This window comes from Paenibacillus vietnamensis (assembly GCF_020169515.1).
GTDB classification, from domain to species: domain Bacteria; phylum Bacillota; class Bacilli; order Paenibacillales; family Paenibacillaceae; genus Pristimantibacillus; species Pristimantibacillus vietnamensis.
Map to the genome: position 1 here is coordinate 1 of NZ_JAHMHW010000029.1, position 24,623 is coordinate 24,623.

Here is a 24,623-nt window from a genome sequence, read left to right on the forward strand (position 1 = left end):
TAGTCTAATTTATTGTAGGGGAAGACTCCAGTTTAATTAGGGGGCTGTGGAGAAAACAAGGAAGAAATAGCGGAGAGAACGAACCTTACGCGAAATTTAAGGAGAAAATAAAAATGGGAATTCTAAGTGGTAATCCGAAAGACGAACCTATGCATTACGGGGAAGTTTACAACGTTTGGATGGCTTCGTGGGGCGCGAAAGGGGCAATATCCTGTTATCAGGCTTATTTTTTAAGAATTTTGCATCGATAGTCATAAAAGAGAACAGAGACGAGGGAGAGCCTCGTCTCTTTTTTGCGTAATTCCGAATGGAGCGGAAAGCAGGCGAATCCATTACCGGTTGTACATCCGGAACTCGGAAGGCGTCATGCCCGTCTCTTCCTTAAAACTCCTGTGAAAATAATGCGGGCCTCCATAGCCAAGCCTGCTGGCAATGACATCGATCGGCTCGCCGGCAAGCAAAAGCCGTTTGGCATGGCGAATACGCTGCTCCATCATGTAAGACTTCGGCGTTGATCCTACTGCCTTTTTGAATAACTCGGTGAAATAAGCGGTTTGATAACCGCAGGCATGGGCTAATTCAGGAACGGACCAGGCACGGTCCTGATGCTGCTCCAGCAATTGCAGTGCCGGCATGATTTTACGTTTGCTGCCGGGCTCCTTCTCTTCTCTCAGATGGCGAAGCAGTTCTGCAAGAAGAAGGCTCATTTTACCCCGGAGCGCGATTTCGTATCCGAACGACTGCAGCCGATATTCTTCCGCTATCCGGCTAATGATATCTTCCAGATGCGGCGCTCTTGTTGTAAAGGGAAGGGTGAAGCTGTCGCCGTCGTGCATCTTAATGGCAAGGGTTACCGGCTCCCGGTTCAACTGTTCCCTATCGCAATATACCATACGGGGGGACGGGTGAACGGGGCAGGCGGACTCGCGTTCCCAATCAAAATGAATGCTGTAATAGACAAAGGGGGTGTCCGAAGGGCTGCTCAGCATCATTGGCGTACCGCCCCCATATAGGCCGAGATCTCCCGGGCGGAGCTCGAAGGATTGCAGGCCAAGCCGCAATTCGGCCGTTCCCGAAAGGAGATAGACGAGATGGTAATCTGGGATAATACGAGGTCCCCAGCCGTAACCCGGTGCTGCGGCGGTTGTGCCCGCGTAATTAACAGATGGCCGAAGCTTGTCAAACTGGCCTACGATTAGCGCACACAATTTCATTCGCCTCCTTATTGCCTACATTATAAAGAAAATCCGGGAAAACTGCACGGTTAGCCGAGAAAGTTGCAATTACAGGCCGTGGCGCGCTCTGATATATTGGACTTTAACCAATCATTTGGCAAGGAGTGAGATAGCAATATGGTGCAGACGTTTGAAAGCTTAAAACAACATTTTACTGACCCGCCTGCCGAATTTTCGCCGATTCCGTTTTGGTTTTGGAATGATGAGTTATCGAAGGAAGAGATCATCCGGCAAATCCATGATTTCCACTCGAAGGAAGTGAATGGATTCGTTCTTCACCCCCGGATGGGATTGCCCCGGGAGATGCCTTATTTGTCGGACTCCTTCATGGAGATGGTAGAAGCGGCGGTAGCCGAAGCCGAGAAGCTGGGCATGAAAGTCATTCTTTACGATGAGGGGATGTACCCTTCCGGCTCCGCCTGCGGCATGGTCGTTAAGCAAAATGCCGGCTACGCCAGCCGCGGCCTGCAGCTCAGGGAGCATCCGTTAGGGGAAGGGAATGCTCCCGTGCGAATTCCTGTTTCACTGAGTCCGGGAGAGTCGCTCGTATCCGTACAAGCCGTTCGCAAGCAAACGGAACGCCGCATTGATGCAGGCAGTACCATCCTCCTTGCCTGCGTAGACGGATTTGTCGATTTCACCCCTCCGGTGCAGGGCGATTGGTCGGTACTTGTATTTGTGGATACGCCGTCGCAAGGGACGGTAAGGGGGGTTCATCCCGGACAGGATGACGGAGAACCCGATGCTCCGAAGGCCGCGGATTTGCTTAATCCGGAGGCAACAAAAGCCTTTATCTCGATCACACACGAACGCTACTACGAGAAGCTAAGCCGTTATTTCGGCGGAACGGTATTCGCCATGTTCACCGACGAGCCGGATCTGCTCGGCCGGGGGCATGTGCGTGGTCTTAAGCCATGGACGCGGGCGTTCCTGAACGAATATGAGGCATGCGGCGGCGGCGAACGGGATTTGCCGGCGCTCTGGTTGGATGCGGGGGAGGAGACCGATTCCATCCGGTCGCGTTTTGATGCGGCGATTCGAAGCCGCTTGATCCGAACTTACTACAAGCCCCTGGCCGATTGGTGTGAGGCGCACGGCATCGGGCTGACCGGCCATCCGGCGAGGAGCGACGATATTGGACTGTTGGAGCACTTTCAAATTCCCGGACAAGATGTCGTATGGCGATATATCGCGCCTGAAGACGACAAGTCGCTGACAGGCGTTCACAGTACGATGGGCAAATGCTCGTCCGACGCCGCGCGTCACCGCGGCAAGCGCCGGAATTTGAACGAATGCTTCGGCGTGTGCGGCATCGAAGGCGGGTGGACGCTTAGCGCCGACAACATAAAATGGTATTTGGACTGGTTGTTCATTAGGGGCGTTAATCTTATTAGCCCTCATGCCTTCTATTATTCCATTCGAGGCGAGCGCAGAGACGAGAGACCGCCGGATGTGGGCCCGAACAATATTTGGTGGCCGGAATACGCCAGGTTCTCCCGCTATATCAAACGAATGTCCTGGCTGATGACAGACTCCTTGAACAGCGCGAAGGTCGCCGTGCTTGCGGGCGAAGCTTTCCTGCCGTGGCAGATCGTCAAGCCCCTGTACCAGTCCCAGATCGAATTCAATTATTTGGAGGAAAGTCTGCTAGCAGGCAGATGCGAGATGATCGGCGGTACGATTCATATCGCGGGATATCGTTACCAGGCGGTTCTGATCGAGAACGGACGGCGACTGTCGCAGTCCAGTTGGCAGAGCCTTAAGAAGTTCGCTGAGCAGGGCGGCCGCCTTATCGAGCTAATCGCAGATGGCGAAAGCTCCCCGGACATCGGGCAATTACAGGTGAATGAGGAGTCACGGATACCGGAGCTGCTCGCCGGCACTTCCGGGACGGATTATGCGATAGAGCCTGCTGCCGCGGCGATTCGGATTAGCCGTATTCAGAAGGAGGGCCGTCTGTTCTACGTCATTGTGAATGAAGGCGAGACCGCTTACCATGGGAAGCTGCGGATGAGCGATACCGGCTTGACGGAATACTGGCGTCCTTGGACGGGAGAGTGCGATGCCGCCGCAGCCGAACAGTCGGAGGATGGTTTGACCATAGCCATTGCTGTAGAGCGTAGAGAAAGCTTAATCGTTGCCGTTGATCCAGGCCGTTCTCATGAAGGTGGGGGGCATCCGCTGGAAGCGAAGGCGATTTTGGATTTATCGCAAGGCTGGCGCGTGATCGAGGGTCCATGGAAGGGAAAATTAGCAGAGCTGTCGTCATGGACGGAATGGGAGGAGCTGACAAACTTCTCCGGAACGGTTGTGTACGAGAAGGAGTTCCAACTGGAAGATCCGGCCGAGGCTTCCGCTTGGATGCTGGAGTTAGGCGACGTGCATGAAGTCGCCGGCTTGCAGGTGAACGGCAAGGAAGCGGGCATTCAATTCTGGAAGCCATACGTGTTCGAAATCGGCAGGCACTTGCAGCCGGGCACAAACGTATTGCGCGTATCCGTGACGAATAGTTTGGCTAACGTATACGATGGCAAATCATTGCCTTCAGGACTGATTGGTCCAGTAAGAATTTACGGATAATAATACGGAAGGGGCAAGTATCCGGCTGCCGGGTACTGCCCCTTCTATTACATTCCAGTCTGGCATACGCTCGCCGATATAAGAATGCAACGTGTTCGAACGCAGGAAGAAACCTGGATCAAATTGGAAGGATGCGATGAAGGGGGAGGTAGTTGGTCGAGTGATTCGGATACGACAATCATGACCTTCCAACATAACGGAACGGAGAAGTGGGGAGAGTACATGACAAACCCGCTCATTTTCCGGATTTATGAGGTTCGTGGAACCTTCTAATTAGTAGGTTCTCTTTCGACACTGCTTCACATTCACGGAATGCGAAATGTTTACAACCAACACATTTGTTGAGGTCCAGCAGGGTTAATGCGTAATCAATTGCCTCACCTGTATGCTCAAAAAAGTGATCCTCTCCGACAAGTGAATACAATCCTGTTTTCTTAAATACTTTCAAAGACTGTTGTTGAACTCCCGAAATAAGGACGCTCCCGCCCAATTTCTCGAAATCATACACCAATCGGGCTAGCTTGGACTCGCCGGTCGTATCTGTGTAGGGTACCTTCGACATACGCAATAGTAAAATTTTTGGCCTTAGATAAATCATGTCCATAATAAACTTTTCTAATTTATTGGCGGTGCCGAAGAACAGCGGTCCTTCAAGTGTGAAAATGCTGATTTGCGGACAATCATGACTTTCGTTCACCATGTATGCTTTCACTTTTTCGTGTTTGTCGGTAGAATCGGGTAAAACTTTGGATACCGTCAATAATTCACTCATTCGCTTTACAAACAGAAGTACGGATAAGATTAAGCCGGCTTCAACAGCCGTTGTTAAGTTCGTAAGTATCGTTAGTAAAAAGGTGATCAGAAGCACAAAAGAATCGCTTGTTTTCGTTTTCAGGATATGAGCGAATTCTTTCCGCTCACTCATATTCCACGCAACCAACATGAGAATGGGAGCCATACTTGCAAGTGGAATAAGAGAAGCGTAAGGAGCAAACAAAAGGAGTACAAGCAAAACGACAATTCCATGAATAATACCGGAAAATGGAGATGCAGCCCCGTTTTTAATGTTGGTTGCTGTTCGTGCGATTGCTCCAGTCGCCGGAATTCCTCCAAAGAGAGGTGTTACTATGTTCGCAATGCCTTGGCCAATTAGCTCACGATTACTGTTATGGCGAGTACCGGTCATTCCATCGGCCACAACAGCCGATAACAAGGATTCTATCCCCCCTAATATGGCAATAATCAGGGCAGGTTGAATCAAGGTATACAAACGATCCACGGTTATGTCAGGGAAATGAAAATGGGGAAGCGTGCTCGAAATTTCCCCGAATGAAGAACCAATCGTTGCTACATGTCCTTTGAAGAACAAGGCTGCTATAACACTTGATGCCACAAGCCCCACTAACGAACCGGGAATCTTGGACAAAAATCTCGGCGAAAGTAGAGCTGTCGCTAAACAAATGGCAGCCGTAAAAACGCTGTAGATATTAATGGATGCTATATGCGTCACAATTTCGTTCATATTAGGAAGAAAATTTTCGTGTTTTTTCATATCATGAAGTCCTAAAAAATTAGCGATTTGACCGCTGAAGATGATGACGGCAATTCCTGCCGTAAACCCGATCGTTACGGGACGAGGGATAAATTTAATCAATGCGCCAAGCTTGAATACTCCCATGAAAACTAGAATGATTCCTGCTAAAAATCCGGCGATTAATAAATTTTCGTACCCATATTGTAGGACGATTGCGAAAAGAATGGGGATAAAGGCACCGGTCGGGCCGCCAATTTGAAATTTGGAGCCTCCGAACAACGATATTAAAATCCCGGCAATGATGGTTGTATAAATGCCGTACTCAGGCTTGACCCCGGAGGCAATAGCAAACGCCATCCCTAATGGGATGGCGATAATTCCAACTAGTAGCCCTGAAATGAGATCCTTACGAAAGGAGGCTGCATGATATTCATTATATCTTCCCGTCCATTTCATCTAAGTACCTCTATTCCTATATATTTGATTATTTGAATATATAAAATGTACTCCTGAGAGCCTGCAAAAGTCAAACGTAAAAATCCGAATTCTTTCCCCGAAAATGCAAGAAAAAAGAAAAAAAACAAGGTGCTCCTTGAAATTGCTCATGAATGCCCTTGTTTTATTGATTATTGTTCCTTCCGAATAACCTCAAGCAGCGAAATAGCATCGACGAGATGATTGTCAAAAATCTGCTTCGCAACAGCCAGCAACTCTTTAATCAGCGGATCTCTCAATGAATAAATCACTGATGTTCCATCTTTTATGCCACTCACTACATTTTTATTTCGCAGTACGGACAGTTGCTGAGAAACGGCAGAACCTTCTGAACCTAAGATGTTCTGTAATTCGTTAACGTTTCTATCGCCTTCGCTTAGAACTTCAAGTATTCGAATTCTCATTGGATGAGCTAGCGCTTTAAAAAAGTCTGCCTTAAACTGTTGAATATTTTGATTCTGATTCATAGCACATGCTCCTTAACACTCGAACTTTTGAATATATGATTATAATAGCATATTTCAAATCATCCTTTGTGGATAAAGGAAAAAAGCTCAGGAATCAATTGATTGTTATTTGGATGGATCTGCATTATAATGATTCTTATATTCAAATTTTTGAATATTTGATTTTTAGTTAAAAGGTGGACGACGAATGCCAAGCTTTCATTCAAATGACCAATCACAACCCAATTCGCAGTCCTTTTACGAATCAACCTGCAAAATGACGAATATGAGTAGACAAACGGTTATCAAGATTGGCGTCGATGCTTTGATTGAGGCCGGTTCCGATTTGATTTGCAAGGTCTGTATTATGAATGGGGGTTCCTGTTGTAATGGTTGCCGCCATCTTGCGGATGGAATTGGATGTAAAGAGCGTAATACAAGTTGTACGGCATGGTTGTGCGGATTTCTAAAATACCTGCTATATGCAACAGGGCTCCTGAAGGAATGGGATCATTTTTGGAGTCAAGTTCCTGGCCAAGATTATCGCGAAGATTTCACGCCGGAGTATTTTTTCGTGGAGAAGCCTTTACAAATGAAAAGTTTTCGGAATCTAAGTGAAGCCCTGGCGGCTGACCTGCAGGAGCTAGAATCAAGACATATTGCGATAGGGTTCATTATAACGCTCCGGGAGAAAATAGATAAAAACATCGATCGATTGGATCAGTGCAAGAATGATCCCAAAAGGCGGATTAAAATCGAAAGAAATATTAAAGTGTTATCTAGCCCGTTTCATCGTTTCCAAAACGAACTGCGTGAATACCATCATCAACTGAAGAACTCTCACACGTAACGATTACTAGCAGTTAGGTTTGTCATAGCGCAAAGGCTGTGATAGGATGTATGCCTACCGAACCCTTGAAAGTTATTGCACAGATCGAATAGATAGGAGAGAATGAACGATGGCGGATTTTCCAAATTGTCCTCTATGTAACTCGGAGTATACTTACGAAGACAGAGGATTATTTATTTGCCCGGTATGCAGTCACGAGTGGTTGAAAGAATCGGAAACTGAGAACAGTGAAGAAAATAAGATTATCAAAGATTCTAATGGGAATGTATTAAGCGACGGCGATTCCGTGACCATAATCAAAGATCTAAAAGTTAAAGGAAGTACATCTGTTTTAAAATTAGGTACAAAAGTAAAGAATATTCGCATTGTCGATGGGGATCATGACATTGAATGCAAGATCGACGGTTTTGGAGCGATGAAACTGAAGTCCGAATTTGTAAAAAAAGGGTAGGCAATCCTATGGACAGACGCATGTTATCGATAATTTATTCATCTGCGATGCTAGCACATTCGTGACTTCTGGCGGAGGGAACCCGACCAATACCGTTATGTCGCTAGCGCTGCGAACGGCAGATTATATCATTGAGAAAGCAAGAAAAAGGGAACTGCAGGCTAGCCGGTCTTAACCGGCCGGCCTGCAGTTTTTTGTTGCATTTCGTATGCGTATCGGTCAGCAATGTGCTTGATAGTCCTCGCTGAACAAACGCGGCTCCCAGCCGACATCCCCATAAATGCCCGCGCCCCCGAATTCCGTCATCAGCACCGGCGTATTGCCGGCTCCCATGGCTTCGGCTCGTTCATGGAACTGCCGCAGCATATCCTTAAAGCCGTCGACTTTCCCTTCATACCAGCCGTAGACCTACCATCTCTAACCTGCTGCGAATCCGGAAGGCAAAACAAATTTTATTGGAATCCAATCTCAGCATTACCCAGATCGCCTCGGAGGTCGGCTATGCCAATACTCAAAGCTTCAACCGGTTTTTATCCTGAAAACGCTTCAACACGGGAGTTGTCTCTGAAATACATCAAGATTTGCAATCTTTTCATCAATATCGGCTATGTCCTTTTCATCATCTGCTGTTACATTTAAAGGATACACTCCGAGAATTAGCTATGAAATCTCAATAAGGCGGGTAGTCATTTATGAAAACAGTCGATGAACAGCAGAAGAATAACGAAATCGAGAATTCCGCGGTGCAGCTTGAATACCTGGATCGGGGATTGGTTGCGGCAGCTACGTCTGAAGGAATTTTTCTCAGCTGGAGATTGCTCGGGAATGAAGTGACCGGCCATAGCGCCAGCGGTCTGACCGGCACCGATTTTAACCTGTATCGTGATGGCGTCTGTATCGCAGCCGTTAACGACAGCACAAACTATTTGGATCGCAGCGGAACTCTTGAATCGCGATATCATGTTTGCGCAGTCGTGGACGGACGGGAAGTCGACCGAAGCGCCGATGTCACCCCTTGGGTGAGTCCGTACTATGAATTGCCCTTGAAAAAACCGGCCGACGGCATCACGCCGGCCGGCCAAGCCTATACCTACTCGGCCAATGACATGAGCGTCGGAGACGTAGACGGGGACGGCGAGTATGAATACATCGTCAAATGGGACCCGTCCAACTCAAAGGACGTCTCGCATTCCGGCTATACCGGTCCCGTATATATCGACTGCTATAAGCTGGACGGAACGCTTCTCTACCGGATTGACCTTGGCGTGAACATTCGGGCAGGCGCTCATTATACACAGTTTCTGGTCTATGATTTTGACGGCGACGGGAAAGCCGAGCTGATCTTCAAGACGGCTCCCGGCACGAAGGTCATCCGGTACGATGGCGAGGGGAAACCATCCTCCGAAGCCTATATCACGATGCCTGCTGAGGATTTAGCTGCCGGCTGCAGCCATGAGGACGACTATCGAATGAGCAGTGCGGACTACTATGAGCATGTCGTGCGGATGTTCATGCGCTGGCACACACATGAAGAGGTCGTGGCCGGACGCTGGCCTTCCACGCTGGAAGAATGCTTCGGGATCGCTAATCTCTATCCATATCCGTTGTCGAAGGAGGATGCGGAGAGGCTGGCGGATCACTTCATCGATGTTTACGCTCCGGGCCGGAGCGGGCGCAACAGCTTGCGGACCTTCGAGGGCTTCATTCTCGAGGGGCCAGAATATTTAACCGTGTTTCGCGGGCAAACCGGTGAAGAATTGGAGACGATCCCTTATAAGCCGGGCCGGCATGATGACGGTCTGATGTGGGGGGATTATTCGTGGAACCGCATTGAGCCGGGCAACCGTGTGGACCGTTTCCTTGCCGGCGTGGCCTATCTGGACGGCAAAAAGCCGTATGCGATTTTCGCCCGCGGCTATTACACCCGGGCTGCCGTCGTATCCTATTCATGGGACGGCACGCACTTGAAGGAGAATTGGTTCGCAGACAGCGGCTGGATTACGATGAATAATCCTTTTCAGGATACGCTTCGCCTGGAAGACGGCCGGAACGAGAAATTCGGCAGCCTGGCCAAGCAAGGGGCGCATTCCTTAAGCATTGCCGACGTGGACGGCGACGGCTGTCATGAAATTATTTATGGGGCTGCGACGATCGACCATGACGGAACGATTCTGTACAGCTCCCGGGGGGTTATGTCTCCCGAAAGCAAGGCGCCCGGCAAAATCGTCAAGCTCGGACACGGCGATGCCCTTCATGTTGCGAACATCGATCCGGACCGGCAGGGATTGGAGATTTTTATGGTGCATGAAAGCGGCGCCTGGGGGCCTTACGGATATACGCTGCGAGATGCGGCGACCGGCGAGGTATTGTTCGGCGGCTTCGCTGACGATGACGTGGGGCGCGGGATGATCGGTCAGGTTGATCCGAATCTCCGGGGTCTTCAAGCATGGTGCAGCGAGGGTTATGAAAGCGACGAAACCTTCGGCTTGATGACGTGCAAAGGGGAACAGATTGCCAAGCAGGTTCCGGGTACGAACATGAACATCAGGTGGTCGGCCGACATGACAACCCAGATCGTGAGCGGCAGCTTCGATCAGCCTGTTGCGATCGACGATTGGAAACGGGGAAGGCTGCTTACGGCAGAAGGAACGGCTTCCAACAACGGAACCAAGGGAAATCCGTGTCTTGTCGCGGATGTATTCGGAGATTGGAGAGAAGAGCTGCTGGTCCGCACGGCGGACAGCTCGGCGATCCGGATCTACTTAAGCACCGAAGTAACGGATCGCAAAATGTATACGTTAATGCATGATGCCCAGTACAGAACCGGCGTCGCGTGGCAGAACGTCGTATACAATCAGCCCTGTTACCCTAGCTTCTATTTTGCTTCCGACATCGACTGGGCGAAGGTTCCGGTCCCGAATCTTCATCTGCCTAGGCGTCATTTTCAGAACTAACCAAGGAGGATCGCTTGTGATTAGTCATGATATGGAGTTTTATAACGTTGAAGAACTGGCCGATGCGCCGGGAGGGGGCTTGGCTTTACGCCGAATACCGTCCCGGGTGAGCGAGACGCTGAATCAGGGAGCAGCCGTCCATCGCTCCATCAATACATGCGGCTGCGAAATCCGTTTCAATATGGAGGACGAGGAAGTGCAGCTATTTCTGCGCCGTGACGTGGAAACCTCTTCTCCGTTTGGGATTGGGGAAGTTTACTTCGGCTCCTTCCAGGCGCCGTATGGCATTACGCCACAAATGATCGGCAAGGATACGACGGTCATTACGATCCGCAGGAAAGATGTAGAGGCGTCCAGCTTGCTGCAAAACAGTGACGACGGATTGTTCGACCGGAAGCTTGTCCGGGTGCTGCTGCCTTACGATTCGAAAACTTATTTTGTGGACAAGCAGGGTCAAACCTCGCCTCCATTGCCTGCCCAAGCACCTGCCCGGCGTTATTTGGCGTACGGGTCGTCGATTACGCATGGCGGCGATGCCGTTCGTCCCAGCGGCACATACGCCATGCGGCTGGCCAATATGCTGAATATGGATTTGATTAACCTTGGCTTTGCCGGGAGCGCGCAAATGGAGCCCTCGATGGCGGAATACATTGCCGAACGGAAGGATTGGCAGATCGCTACGATTGAAATGGGGATCAACGTCATCGGTCAATGGTCTGCCGCCAAGTTCAAGGACAGAGTGGACCGTTTTGTCGACATATTGGCACGGGATTTGGGAGATCGCAGCTTGTTTGTGACCGATTTGTACTTGTGCAAGTATGATCTGGAGAACGATCCGCTTATTTCGGAATATCGGGCAATTGTGAAAAACGCGGTTGAATGTGCAGGGCAAACTCGCCTTCATTATATTGCAGGCACGGAGCTGTTGGCGTCCGTTGAAGAGCTGACGGCCGATCTTATCCATCCATCGGCTGCAGGCCAGGAAGCGATAGCCCGGCGCTGGGATGATTTTATTCGCAGCCAAATGTCATAACTTAATTAATCCGCCATCATAGCTGAAGAAGCCTTACACCTGTTTTAAAAACAGGGTAAGGCTTTTTGTCTTTTTCAACGCTGATGCTTCCTCGAGGCCATATATGCTATTTTCCTTAATTTGCATTCCCCGCCCTTATTCCCTTCGCCCAAGCGCCTTCCGCTTATTCGATTATCTTAATATTTTAATGTTATTCTTAAAATCATTAGATTGTTAGGGTTATTTTATAAATTTATAATATAAATATATTAAAGTTAAAGCGAGGGTGCAACCATGAGCCGAATCGAAACGAAACTGATGGATGGCTGGCAATTTACATTAAGAGAGCCTGAGGATCAAAACTTTCAGCCTGTTCATCTGCCTCATGACTGGGCGATCCATGCCCCAATAAACAGAAAAATGAGCCAGGGGGAAGCACAAGGCTTCAGGGACAGATGGGGAATCGGATGGTACAGAAGAAACCTTGCACTTCAAGAAATAAAAGAAGGTTATGTTTACCAGATGCAATTTGACGGCGTTTATGAAAACAGTACGGTATGGGTCAACGGAAAAGAAGCAGGCGGACGCAAATACGGATATTCGAGATTTACGCTGGATATTACGGATCTCATCCACAAAGGGGACAATGTTATCCTGGTTAAGGTGGATAATACCGCTTTCCCGGCAGACAGATGGTATTCGGGGGCGGGCATCTACAGAACCGTTAAGCTGCTTGAGTTAAATAAACATCATCTGAAACCGGAAGATATTTATGCGAAAACAACAATTAACGGGGATAAGGGCCTCGTTACCATCACGACAGGAGTCTCATCCCTAGTAAAAGCATCTGTTTCCAATGAAAGTTTACGTCTCACAGGCGAATCCGACAACGGAACGATCCGTGTGGAAATCCCGAATGTGAAGCTGTGGAGTCCGGAACATCCGAATTTATACGATTTGGAGTTATCGCTTCTTGAGGGAAATGAAATAACGGATACCTATAAATTGCGGATTGGTTTCAGAGACATCGAAATGATCGCCGGCAAAGGGATGTACTTGAATGGCAAGGTGACAAAGATAAAGGGACTATGCGTTCACCAGGAAGCGGGCTGTCTCGGCATTGCCGTCACGCCGGAAATCTGGAGAGACCGGCTGGTCAAATTCAAAGAAATGGGATGTAATGCGATTCGTACCGCTCACCACATTCCAGCTTCGGAATTTTTGGACATCTGTGATGAACTGGGACTGCTCGTATATGAAGAACCGTTTGACAAATGGACCGGCGGTTCGTACAGACGGTATTTTGAGACGGAATGGCAGCGCGACCTGGAATGTATGGTAAAGAGGGATCGAAACCATCCGTGTATCTTTATATGGGGTGTCGGAAACGAAGTGGAAAATCAAGGACAGCAGTCCATGCTGGACATCTTGAAAATGCTTAAAGATCATTTGCTTACCCTCGATGATACCAGACCGGTTTCTTATGCGATGAATCCGCACTTTAAATATGAGAGTAACGCGGATCTTTCCAAGGTGAAGGATATACAGCAGTTTGTAGATGAAGTAAGCGATACGGAGATCTACGATTTGGACGAGAGAGTTGAGCGGATCCGGAGGATTGCCGAACACGTCGATGTGATCGGCTGCAATTATCAAGAGCAATGGTATCCTGCCATACACGAGGCCATTCCCGATAAATTAATTTTAGGATCGGAGACGTACCAATTTTTTAGAGGGCATCCCGATCAGATGCAAAATTTTAGCGAGGAAGTCCCTTGGCTGGATGTGGAAAAACATGATTATGTCATAGGCGGCATGCTTTGGACAGGCATTGATTATTTGGGCGAATCGATGGGGTATCCCGCCAAAGGGTGGGCGGGCTCCCTGTTCTGGACGAACAGCGAGCGCAAGCCGCTTTCTTACCTATATGAAAGCTATTGGTCGGAGAAACCGATGGTATACTTGTCGGTTATGGACTATTCTTTGCAGGATGAAGGGGCCAAGCAGCATTGGGACACTCCAAGATATGCGGGCCATTGGAACTTTCCACAGTTCAACAAGACGGTTATTCCCTATATGGTTGCAACGAATTGTGAAGAAGTAACCGTCGAATTGAACGGCAAACGGTTTTATGTCAATAAACCGTCCTCTTATCCAAACCGGATGATAACCGGCTATTTGCCATATTTACCGGGAACGATAACGGTAAGAGGTTTTATAGGCGGACAAGAGGTATGCCAATATATTTTGCAAACGGCAGGGCCGGCAGTGAAGCTTGGCTTTGATGCTGAAGCGCTTCAACTGGATGCGGTTGAAGGTTATCACAAGTTATTCACCGTCCGGGCAAAGGACGCGGAAGGAATACCCGTATTTCGTGAAAGCTCAAAAGTTACCTTCAAGGTGAGCGGACCGGCGGAAATCGTAGGCGTCGACAACGGCGATCTCTGTTCAAACGAGTCATATGACGAACATTGGATGCATATGTACCGGGGATTTGTCAGTACGGTCCTTAGATTAACGGGCGAAAAAGGGCGTGTCGTATTGACGGCGTTCTCCGACGGCATGGATCCTGCCGAGCTTGTTATTCATGTTAGTTAACAGGTGCCGATGAAGCTTTAACTTCAACCATCCAAGTGACCGTTTTTCCGGCAATCAGCCGGGAAAACGGTCATTTGCGTAATAATCGTGAAATCGAATCGTATGATATAAAAACTGTGCGCGAAAGGGGCCTACCCCCATGATCGAATTATCGGCCTTTGCGGATGAAATTTCTCCGGACTTGGACGTTCAAATGGACGTTTTGGACGCGGAACAGATCCGTTATATCGATTTGCGCAGCGTGGGGGGAAAACAAATTCTTGACCTCACGGATGAGGAAATCGCCGATATCAAGCAGCGCCTGGACGAACGCGGCTTTCACGTTTATAGCATTAGTACGCCGATCGGCAAAAGCGACATTACGGAGGATTTTACTCCGGAGCTCCAAAGGCTTGATAGGGCGATCGAGCTTGCGAAGCGGTTCGGTACACCTAATATACGGATCTTTTCTTTCTATACGCCTGCCGGAGAAGATCCTTGGAATTACCGGGATGAAGTGCTCCGCCGTCTTGATACGATGGTCCGGATCGCCGAACGGGAAGGGATCGTCCTAATGCACGAGAACGAGAAAGCGATCTATGGAGACAATGGCGAGCGAATACGGGATATTTTCGAGTCGATTCCATCCCCCCATCTGCGTTTAGCCTTTGATCCGGCCAACTTTGTTCAGTCCCAGGTGCTGCCGATGACGGATGCTTATCCGCTGGTCGAGCCCTATATCGGCTGGGTGCAGATCAAGGACGCCTTAGTCAATACCGGCAAAAATGTCCCGGCGGGAGAAGGAGACGGACAAGTACGCGAACTGCTGCGAGTGCTCAAGAAGAAAAACTATTCCGGTTTTATTTCCATTGAGCCGCATCTGCAGCCGACAGGAGAATATGAGGGACTCGGTCAGCCGGAATTGTTTCAAGTTGCTGCGAACGCAGTAAAAAAGCTGCTGGATGAGGAAGGGATCACGCCCCAGGCAGCTGCCGGTGCAGCCATTGTGCCTTTCCCTTTCAGGCCGGAGCAAACGTACAGCACGGAGGAGAATTGGATCCCGCTTACCTCGCTTGAGAAAATGTCGCAAACGGATTACGACGTGCTGATTGTCGGCAGCGGAGCCGGAGGGGGAGCAGCCTTATGGAGATTATGCGAGCAGTGGAGAAACAACGGAAAGCGGATTGGTATGATCGAAGCCGGCAATCTTTTTGTGCCTACCCACATAGCTAACATTCCAACCTCCAGTGTCGACGAGGTGGGCGGGGCTTGGAATTCTCCGAAATATGCCAGGCGATTTCAATCCGCCGTACCAAACGGAGGCATCCCTGTTCCGGTAGATTTTCTGGTCTCAACCGTGTTAGGAGGGAGAACGCTGCATTGGGGAACGGCATGTCCCCGTATGGACTCGTCCGCTCTTTCCCATTATCCGGTGTCTCCAGAGGAGATGAACAAGTATTACAACATTGCCGAAAGGGTGATGAGCGTCACTCCGTTTTTGACCGGCGATTCCGCGCTGCAATCCATCATGCTTGACCGCTTGCAAAATAGTGGACTGATCCATGCAATGACCTGTCCCCGGGCTGTCGATCTGCAGCCGACGCTGAATGGGCAAATTCATTCGAACGTTTTTTTTAGCTCGATTATTTTCCTGGCGATGGCGATGAATTGGAGGCCCGTCGATTTGGCGGTTCAAGCGCATGCGACCAAGGTGCTTACCCGGAATCGCAGCGTTACCGGCGTACAAGTCGTGTCTTCACAAGATAAGAAAACGTATGAGCTGAAAGCCAGGACGGTCGTCTTATCGACAGGCGCCATGGAAACGCCGCGGCTTTTGCTTTATTCCGGCATTCAAGGGGAGGCGATCGGCAGGTTTCTGGTCAACAATTCCAGGCTGGACGCCGCCGGTGCCGCTGCAAGATCAGAGTTTCCTGAGAATATGGGTATGCTTGATCTGCTGCTGCCCCGGTCCGGGCATCGTCCTTTTCAATTGCAGACGGACACCCTAAGTTTTTACCAGTATAGGGACGTTCCGTTTTCGGAGGAGGTTCGCTTTCGTCTCCTTCCTTCGGGTACGGTCGAATCGCGCTATGAAAACCGGGTTACCCTTGATCCGGCGAGAACGGATGAATTTGGGGTGCCCGAGCTGCAGGTTCATTTCTCTTACAGCGAAAAGGACTTCGAGATCATCAGGCGGATGGCTGAATTTGTAGAGCAGGCTGCAGAGGCCATGCAGATTACGTTATTAAAGAATGACGAGCAATCGGAGTTTTTCATAAGACCGGCCGGAGGAGAAAATCACGATAGCGGAACCTGCCGGATGGGAACCGACCCGGGCATCTCGGCCACAGATCCGTCTGGTCAAATTCATGGCGTTGCCGGACTTTATGTCGCTTCCAACAGCGTCCTTCCTTTTACAGGCGGGGTCAATCCGACTCTTACAACAGTTGCTTTGGCGATACGTACAGCCGATCATATTATGAGAGCATGAGCGGCCAGGGGGAAAACCTCATACTTTGGAGTAAAATTCGAAAGCCTTGATCATCAAAGGGGGACTGTCCTTGACGATCAAGGTTTTTTCTATTTTCTATCCCCCTATAAACAAAGTGCAATCGACCTATAAACGGAGCCCGGAAACCGTGTAAAGTATTGTTAAATAAACTAGGATGGAGGGTGCGAATGGGACAAACGGAGAATCAAATTCGATATGCCGGCGGAGTGACCGCCAATCTGGATTACCATCATGGACAGCTGCGTCCCGCGGTCGGCGTCCGGAGCAGGCAAGCGTTCAGGGCGAACCGTACGCATCCGGAGCTGTCGGATGGAAGCGGATGGACCTATAACCATGCGCCAATGCTGGCGTATTGGAAAGGAAGCTTTTATCTGGAATATTTGAGCTGCCCCGTTCACGAGCACGTACCGCCGGGCCAGACGCTGCTTACGACGTCCAAGGACGGCTGGCATTGGTCTGCGCCCGTTGTTTTGTTTCCTCCATACGTGCTGGACCATGAACATCATTATCCGGACGGCGAGTGCCTGCCGGAGGGGACGTACAGCGTCATGCATCAAAGGATGGGCTTTTACGCAGCTTCGAACGGACGCCTGCTGGCGCTCGGGTTTTACGGCTTTTGCCCGCTGCCGAGCGTAAGTCCGAACAACGGAAAAGGCATCGGCCGCGTCGTCCGGGAAATCGGGGAAGACGGCAGCTTCGGGCCGGTCTATTTTATCCGGCTGAACCGGCATTCGGGCTGGAACGAAAGCAATGTGAAATATCCGATGTATACGGAGTCCGGGGACGAAGGCTTTCGTGAGGCCTGCGGGGAGCTTCTGGCGGACCGCATCGCCACGCTTCAATGGTGGGAAGAGGACCGCAGCCGGGACGGCTTCTACGCGGTGGAAGCCGGAACCGCTTTCAATTCCTACCGGCTGCCGGACGGACGAATCGCGGGGCTTTGGAAGCATTCGGTTTATGCGGTAACGGAGGACGAAGGAAAGACCTGGTCCAAGCAGCAGCGCTCTCCTTCCCTTATTATGGCGGGAGGCAAAGTGTGGGGGGAACGCACCTCGGATTCGCGGTACGCCCTTCTTTATAACCCGTCGCCGATCGGCAACCATAGATGGCCGCTTGCGGTCGTAACGGGCGACGACGGTTTTACTTTCGACGACATGCTTGTTGTGAACGGGGAAGTTCCGCCGAGGCGCTATTTCGGATTTCATAAAAATTACGGCATGAGCTATACCCGGGGCATCGAAGCGGGAGACGGCGCGCCGCCGGACGGCAGCATGTGGGTCACCTACAGCTCGAACAAAGAGGATATTTGGGTCAGCGAAATACCCGTACCGGTTCGTTACCGGGTCAGCGGTCAGGTGAACGATACGTTCGACGGGCTGCGCCCGGAAGACCGGGTGCCGGACTGGAATGTGTACAGCCCGCTATGGGCAAGCGTTTCGGTCTCGGCGTTTCCGTCCGAGCAGGACAGGAGCCTGGAGCTCCGCGACTCGGAGCCTTACGATTATGCGAAAGCGGAGCGCGTGTTCGAGGAATGCGCCGCAGGCGAGCTTCGAATCCGTATGCTGGCGAAGCAGGCGGATGAAGGCCGGCTGTTTATCGAGCTGTGCGATGCCAAGAGCGCAGCGCCGATACGGCTTCGTTTCCATTCGGACGGCGCGATTCAAGTGCTGCAAGCCGGAACATGGATAGAGCTGCAGCGCTATGAGGCTGACAAATGGTACGAGCTGGCCGTCCGCTTCGATACGGAAAGGCAGCGGTTTGAAGTCCGGGTGAACGGCGAGCCTGCTCCGAAGGCTTACCAGTTCTCTATGCCGGCTTACACGCTCGAAAAACTCGTGCTGCGCACCGGACCGCTGCGTACGGAGCCGCATGCCGAGACGCCGCTTGTCGGTCCGGATCTGCCGGATGCGGACGAACAGGTGAAACCCGTTACTTATTATATTAATGAAGTGAACATCAAACCGATTACAGGAGGCTAGGACAAGTGACTACGACAAAATGGGCAGGCACCGAAGCATTGCCTTTCGACATGCCTGAGGTGGAATTGCCGGTAATTGAGGATAAAGCGTTCAACATTACGAATTTCGGCGCGATTGGCGACGGACTAACACTGAATACGGAGGCATTCGCGGCAGCAATCGATTTTTGCGCCTCACAGGGCGGAGGAACGGTCGTCATTCCGGCGGGCATATGGCTGACCGGCCCGATCAGGCTGCAAAGCGGAATCAGGCTGCACGCCGAAGCGGGGGCACTCGTCGTGTTTAGCGCGAACCGCGACGATTATCCGCTCATCCGCACAAGCTACGAAGGTCTTCGCACCGTGCGCTGCATGCCTGCGATTTACGGCGCTGATCTGGAAAATGTCGCGATTACGGGAACGGGTATTTTCGACGGCTCGGGAGAGGCCTGGCGGCCGGTGAAGCGAATGAAAATGACGGAGGGGCAGTGGAAGCAATTGCTTAACTCCGGCGGTTACGAGCAAGGAGGAATCTGGTGGCCGACGGAGCAGTCGCTGAAGGGCTCCGCGCTCGTGAAGAGCCTGATAGCGCAAAACGTCCAGGAGCCGTCCGCGTTCGAGCCGGCCAGAGACCATTTGCGGCCGACGCTTGTACAGCTCGACCGCTGCCGCAAAGTGCTGCTGGACGGCCCGACCTTCCGCAATTCGCCGGCCTGGAATGTGCATCCATGGCTGTGCGAGCATGTGACGATCCGGAACGTCTCGATCCGGAATCAGTGGCATTCGCAGAACGGAGACGGCCTTGATCTCGACTCCTGCCGGTATGCGAATATTTACGACTCCGTATTCGACGTCGGCGACGACGCCATCTGCATCAAGTCCGGCAAAGACGCCGACGGCCGGGCGCTGGGCGTTCCGACGGAATACGTCACGATCCGGAACTGCCAGGTGTTTCACGGACACGGCGGCTTTGTCATCGGCAGCGAGATGTCGGGGGACGTCCGGAATATTGCCATATCGGATTGCGTGTTCATCGGGACGGATGCCGGCTTGCGCTTCAAGAGCACGAGAGGCCGCGGCGGAACGGTCGAGCGAATCTATATCCGTAACGTCCTGATGAAGGATATCGCCAAGGAAGCGATTATTTTCAGCTCGTATTATTCGGGCAAAAACAATACGGACGAGCCGGTGCTCGTAACGGAGGAAACGCCGGTGCTCCGCGATTTCCATATAAGCGATACGACTTGCATCGGAGCGGGAACGGCGCTGCATATCAAGGGCCTTCCGGAAATGCCGGTCCAGAATATCGTGTTCGAGAGGGTGCTGTTGACCGCCCGTCACGGGGCGACCTGTACGAATGCACGGAATATTACGTTCCGGCAGACGAAGGTGCTGCCGGAGAACGGCGAGCCGTATACGTTGGACAATGCCGAGGAGATTCACGTAACCGATTAACGTAACCGGTTCATACACCTAACGAACGGAGGAAGCCGCTTGCTGGAGATGATTGCAATTGGATACGATTTGGATGCTTCGCCCCGTATGCTGCATGGCGTCCGGCTGCTGAAGAAGGAGCTAGAAGCTTGCGGGTATATGGTGGAGGAGAAGGCGGGCGGCTGGGCATGGAACCGGTACCGCGATACGGGTATCCGCAAAATTTACGTCGGCCGCCGCTCCGGCTCCGAGCTGCTGGCGGCGCTCGAAGAGCGCGATGTGCTGCTTTACCATACGGAGGAGCCGGCCTCGGAAGGCTTTTATTTGTGCTCCTGTCCGGGCCGGCTCGTCGTGGTCTCCGGCGGCGACGATAGCGGCGCCCTGTACGGCTGCCAGGAGCTGGCGAAACGGATTCGCGGGGAAGGCGGGCTGCCGCGCGAGCTGTCGTACGGGGACTCGCCCCGTTTCGCCTGGCGCGGACCCGTCATCGGCTTGCAGAAGCAGCAGGTGGAGCCGGGGCGGCAGCGCTTCGAGTATCCGCTTACGCCGGACCGCTTCCCCTGGTTGTATGACAAGGCGATGTGGCTGGACTACCTCGATATGCTGCTCGAGCACCGGGGAAATGCGCTTTACCTGTGGAACGCGAATCCGTTCGCCTCGCTGATCGATCTGCCTGATGAGCCTGAGGCCCGCGAGGTGACGAAGGAGCAGCTGGAGGCGAATGCAAGCTTGCTGCGCTGGCTGACGGAAGAGGCGGACAGACGCGGCATCCGGTGCTTCCTCGCCTTCTATAGCATTCATATCCCGCTTGGCTTTACCGAAAAACACGGCTTGCCGTACAGGCAGACTCAGCCCCTGCCGGTGACAAGCGGATATTTCCGCCGTTTGCTGGCCGCTTTCGTGCGCGAATTCCCGACGGTCGGGCTGATGGTATGTCTCGGCGAGAGGCTGAAGGGGCAGATGTACGGGGCGGAGTGGCTTTGCGAGACGATTTTGCCCGGCATTAAGGAAGGCTTTGGCGAGTCGGGCGCTGCAGAGCCGCCGCCGGTAGTGCTGCGCTCGCATGCCATCGACATCGAGAAGGTGCTGCAGGAAGCCGATTCACTTTATCCGAACTTGCATACCGAAATGAAGTACAACGGGGAATCCCTCACCACCTGGACGCCAAGGGGCGCAGCGCAGGCGCTGCACCAAAGGCTGGGAGCGCGTGACGGCAACCATATCGCCACGGTGCACATGCTCACCAATTTGGAGCCGTTCCGCTGGGGAGCTCCTTCGTTTATTCAACGCTGCGCCCAGGCGGCCCGGTATCGCTTAAAAGCGTCGGCGCTGCAATTTTATCCGCTGTCTTACTGGAGCTGGCCTTATTCGCCGGACCGGTCGGACGTCCGGATCAAGCAGACGGACCGCGATTGGATCTGGTTTGAAGCGTGGCTCCGTTACGCCTGGAATCCGGACCGGGACGTACTCGCAGAGAAGCTTCACTGGATATCCCGTCTGGAGGACAAATACGGAAGCAGGGAGGCGGCCGAGCATCTATTGCATGCCTATGAAGCGATCGGAACATGCGCGCCCAAGTTGCTGCGCCGATTCGGCATTACGCAAGGCAACCGCCAGACGATGAGCCTCGGCATGACGATGAGCCAGCTGACAAATCCGGAACGGCATGTCCCGTATAACGAGCTGTGGGAATCGCATGCTCCGCAGGGGGAACGGCTCGAGGAATTTGTGGTTAAGCAGCTGGCAGGAATGCCCCATCTGGGCGAGACGCCTCTCGACACCGTGGAGGAAGCGGAGCGGTCCTCCGAGGAGGCTTCCAGGGCGGTGAAGCAGGCCCGAATGACCGTGCAAAAAAATAAAGCCGAATTCGAGCGCCTCGCCGCAGATATTGAAGCGATCAAGGCGATGACGAGCATGTATACGTGCAAGGTAAGGTCGGCGCTGCTTGTATACATGTACAAACATACAATCGGCGGAAGATATACCGAGATGCTGGGACTGCTTGAGGAAGCGGCGGAGTGGCTGGATAAAAGCGTCGCTGTGTACCGAAAGCTGACGGATATGACGGAGAAGCAGTATTTGTCCGCTACTGCCATGCAGACGTCGCATCGTAAAATTCCGTTCCGCGACGGGAATGTTTTTCAGCATTGGAAGGACTGCCTGCCCATGTTCGAACGGGAGCTTGCCGCTTTCCGGCAGCGGATCGGGGAATTGCGGAAGGGCAAACCGCCGGCCTCTCTGGTTCAGGCGCCGTCCGTTTCCTACCGCCGTTATCGTGAAGCGGGCTTTAAGCTGCTGAACGAGGACGCGGAGCTGTACCGGATCGAGAAAGGCGCCCGCGTCTTTACCGACGGCGACATCCCGATTATATGCTGCGCGGAGGAGCTGTACGGCTTGACGGGGGTTCGTTACAGTCAGCTGAGCGCCGCCCATGCGGAAATTCAGCTTGAAGTGGAGCTGGAAGAGCCTTCCCTGATTCTGGTCGGATGCTTTAATTCCAGTGACGACCAATGGTTGAAGCCGGTCGGAGACAATACCGTGAATTATACGTTCGGACTCGGCCCGGTCATCCGCAGAGGCGTCAGGCTGTTCATCTATCCGTCCGTCCATGTTCATGCCGTGCCTTATGAGGCGGGCAGGCATACGATCAGCTTCGGTAAAGGCGCGTTTCTGATTTTGGGCGTCATCGAGCGGAATCAGAGCTTGTCCGACCGCGAATACGATATGCATAACGACGAGCGCAAGCTATTGGATTGGCTGTACGAAATAACGGAAGAAGCAGTGGTTCAGTGAAGCCCGAAATCGGAGCAATTGAAAATAGGGGGATATAGGGCTCCTGTTCCGGCTTTTCTCTCAAAAGTATCATTGTATTCCCCTATAAGAAAGCGGTTTCGCCCTACGGAAGGCAGTGAAATTCTAATTATAATTAGACTTGTCTGCAGCACGAAATCACATACGGCCGTCAAGCGAAAGGGGGAAAGGCGGTATTTTTTAAAAATATAAGAAGTATAAATTACACTTTATACTGGACTTATATTTCATCGCGAAACGAGCTTTTTCCGCCAAAGGACGGCATCAGCCGTTTACGCTTGGACAAGTTTAGACAGCGCTTACAGTGGGGAAACGAAATCTGCGGTTACTTAGAAAAAGGGAGGAAATGTTGATTATGGTACGGAAAATGGTCTCAATGATGCTTTCCTTGGTAATGCTTATAACCGTTCTGGCGGCATGCTCCGGCAATTCCGGCGGCAATGCGGAGAACACGCAGGGCAATACGCCTTCCGGCTCGGAGGCGCCTGATAACTCAGGCTCTGACGGCGTCGCAGCCAATCCGGCGGATGTGAAAGCCGATCTGACCTGGTTTGGCTTGACGAGCCCCGAGCAGTTCGAGGAACGTTACGGCCAATATATTAAACAAAAATTCCCGAATATCAATATCACTTATATTAACCAGACGGACGATCGGAAGCTGGAGCAAGTTATCGCATCCGGCACGGAGATCGATATGTTCCTGTCGTCGGCAGGCGAATTAAGGGAAGACTACGTACCGGCCAACATGGCGATGGACCTCGGTCCGCTGCTCAAAAAGCACGACGTCGATACCGGCACCATCGAGCAGGCTTATCTGGATCCGGTCACGATCGACGGAAAGGTGAATCTGCTTCCGGTCAGCGACAATAAATTCGTTATGTATTACAACAAGGGCATCTTCGACCGCTTCGGCGTGGAGTATCCTAAGGACGGCATAACTTGGGACGAAGCGCTGGAGTTGTCCAAAAAAATTACCCGCAATGAGGGCGGCAAGCAATATATCGGCCTGTGGATGTCGCCGAAGCATTATCTCCGCGTAGCTCAAAATTCGGCCGGCTTTGTCGATCCGGAGACGAATAAGGCAACCGTCAACAACGACCAATGGAAATTCATCTTCGAAAAGATTTTCTACAACTTCACCCGGGATCCGGGAGTACAGAAGCGCGCAACGGACGATTGGTTCGCGCACGTGGACTTTAACAGGGATTTCGTAATCGGTATGTATGTTTATACGTCTGGCTGGATGCAGGATGCCGAAAAAAATCTTGCAATGGATTGGGATATTGCAGCCGTTCCATCTTTCGCGGATATGCCTGGGGTGAACACGCAGCCGTATGCGACTTATGTGGGCATTTCGGCGCTCTCGAAAAATCAGGACGCATCCATGCAAGTGATGAAATATCTGATCTCGGAAGAGTATCAGACGATTATGTCCAAGAAGGGCATGATTACGCCTCTTAAGACTCAATCGGTACGGGATGCGGCATTCGCCGACTATCCGTTCGCCAGCGAAAAGAACATCGCCGCGCTTTACTACGGCAAGCCGGCTCCTTCCCGCGTCCTTACGCAGTACGACGAGCTTGTTATCGAAAATGCGTTCGACCAGGAAGCCGTCAAGCAAATCGCAATGGGCAACCTCGACGTCAATACGGCGCTGCGGCAAGCGGAAGAAAATGCGAATAAGCTGATTCAGGAGCAATTGGCGCAAAAATAATTAATCGGCTGACTCCGCTGTTCGGGGGCGCTAAGCAAGGGGGGATGGGCAGCCATCCCCT

Annotated in this window: 15 protein-coding genes and 2 pseudogenes; 14 read left to right on the forward strand and 3 right to left on the reverse strand. The window is 51.7% G+C overall.

Features of this window, described 5'->3' with window-relative positions; translation table 11 throughout:
* Nucleotides 1–113: 113 nt before the first annotated feature.
* A pseudogene (locus KP806_RS28055) lies at nt 114–227 on the forward strand (DUF3231 family protein); the annotation flags it as partial.
* A 105-nt stretch (nt 228–332) separates the two neighbouring features.
* Here KP806_RS28055 and KP806_RS26660 read toward each other — a convergent pair.
* Nucleotides 333–1,208, reverse strand: coding sequence for an AraC family transcriptional regulator (locus KP806_RS26660; protein WP_224726788.1), 876 nt, complete (start codon nt 1,206–1,208; stop codon nt 333–335).
* A gap of 144 nt (nt 1,209–1,352) precedes the next feature.
* On the opposite strand from KP806_RS26660, the gene KP806_RS26665 reads away from it, so the two are divergent.
* On the forward strand, nt 1,353–3,815 hold the full coding sequence (locus KP806_RS26665) for a glycosylhydrolase-like jelly roll fold domain-containing protein (protein ID WP_224726789.1): 2,463 nt from the start codon (nt 1,353–1,355) through the stop codon (nt 3,813–3,815).
* Between the two features lie 235 nt (nt 3,816–4,050).
* Here the strand turns inward: KP806_RS26665 and KP806_RS26670 are convergent, their stop codons facing one another.
* Nucleotides 4,051–5,805, reverse strand: coding sequence for a SulP family inorganic anion transporter (locus KP806_RS26670; RefSeq protein ID WP_224726790.1), 1,755 nt, complete (start codon nt 5,803–5,805; stop codon nt 4,051–4,053).
* A gap of 170 nt (nt 5,806–5,975) precedes the next feature.
* On the reverse strand, nt 5,976–6,311 hold the full coding sequence (locus KP806_RS26675; RefSeq protein ID WP_224726791.1) for an ArsR/SmtB family transcription factor: 336 nt from the start codon (nt 6,309–6,311) through the stop codon (nt 5,976–5,978).
* A gap of 187 nt (nt 6,312–6,498) precedes the next feature.
* Between KP806_RS26675 and KP806_RS26680 the strand changes: the two genes are divergently transcribed.
* The 12 genes and pseudogenes from KP806_RS26680 (at nt 6,499) to KP806_RS26730 (ending at nt 24,562) form a co-directional block, all read left to right on the forward strand.
* A complete protein-coding gene (locus tag KP806_RS26680; protein ID WP_224726792.1) occupies nt 6,499–7,140 on the forward strand; it encodes a hypothetical protein in 642 nt (213 codons plus the stop codon).
* A 109-nt stretch (nt 7,141–7,249) separates the two neighbouring features.
* Nucleotides 7,250–7,591: a zinc ribbon domain-containing protein YjdM gene (locus KP806_RS26685; RefSeq protein WP_224726793.1), complete on the forward strand. Its 342-nt coding sequence runs from the start codon at nt 7,250–7,252 to the stop codon at nt 7,589–7,591.
* A 4-nt stretch (nt 7,592–7,595) separates the two neighbouring features.
* Nucleotides 7,596–7,766 (forward strand): annotated as a pseudogene (locus KP806_RS26690) (GMC oxidoreductase); the annotation flags it as partial.
* A gap of 256 nt (nt 7,767–8,022) precedes the next feature.
* Nucleotides 8,023–8,130, forward strand: coding sequence for a hypothetical protein (locus KP806_RS28045; RefSeq protein ID WP_397376436.1), 108 nt, complete (start codon nt 8,023–8,025; stop codon nt 8,128–8,130).
* Nucleotides 8,131–8,283: 153 nt separating this feature from the next.
* Nucleotides 8,284–10,545, forward strand: coding sequence for a rhamnogalacturonan lyase (locus tag KP806_RS26695; RefSeq protein WP_224726794.1), 2,262 nt, complete (start codon nt 8,284–8,286; stop codon nt 10,543–10,545).
* Between the two features lie 16 nt (nt 10,546–10,561).
* Entirely contained in the window at nt 10,562–11,578 is a 1,017-nt protein-coding gene (locus KP806_RS26700) for an SGNH/GDSL hydrolase family protein (protein ID WP_224726795.1), read from the forward strand.
* Between the two features lie 273 nt (nt 11,579–11,851).
* Entirely contained in the window at nt 11,852–14,155 is a 2,304-nt protein-coding gene (locus tag KP806_RS26705) for a glycoside hydrolase family 2 TIM barrel-domain containing protein (protein WP_224726796.1), read from the forward strand.
* Between the two features lie 139 nt (nt 14,156–14,294).
* Nucleotides 14,295–16,625, forward strand: coding sequence for a TIM barrel protein (locus KP806_RS26710; RefSeq protein WP_224726797.1), 2,331 nt, complete (start codon nt 14,295–14,297; stop codon nt 16,623–16,625).
* Between the two features lie 188 nt (nt 16,626–16,813).
* The gene (locus tag KP806_RS26715; RefSeq protein WP_224726798.1) at nt 16,814–18,625 is read left to right on the forward strand and encodes a sialidase family protein; all 1,812 of its coding nucleotides are present in this window, start codon (nt 16,814–16,816) and stop codon (nt 18,623–18,625) included.
* 5 nt (nt 18,626–18,630) lie between these two features.
* A complete protein-coding gene (locus KP806_RS26720; protein ID WP_224726799.1) occupies nt 18,631–20,058 on the forward strand; it encodes a glycoside hydrolase family 28 protein in 1,428 nt (475 codons plus the stop codon).
* A gap of 48 nt (nt 20,059–20,106) precedes the next feature.
* Nucleotides 20,107–22,830, forward strand: a complete 2,724-nt coding sequence (locus KP806_RS26725; protein ID WP_224726818.1) for a hypothetical protein — start codon at nt 20,107–20,109, stop codon at nt 22,828–22,830.
* Between the two features lie 373 nt (nt 22,831–23,203).
* Nucleotides 23,204–24,562 (forward strand): extracellular solute-binding protein, encoded by a 1,359-nt coding sequence (locus tag KP806_RS26730; RefSeq protein ID WP_224726800.1) that lies wholly within the window; start codon nt 23,204–23,206, stop codon nt 24,560–24,562.
* Nucleotides 24,563–24,623: the final 61 nt, after the last annotated feature.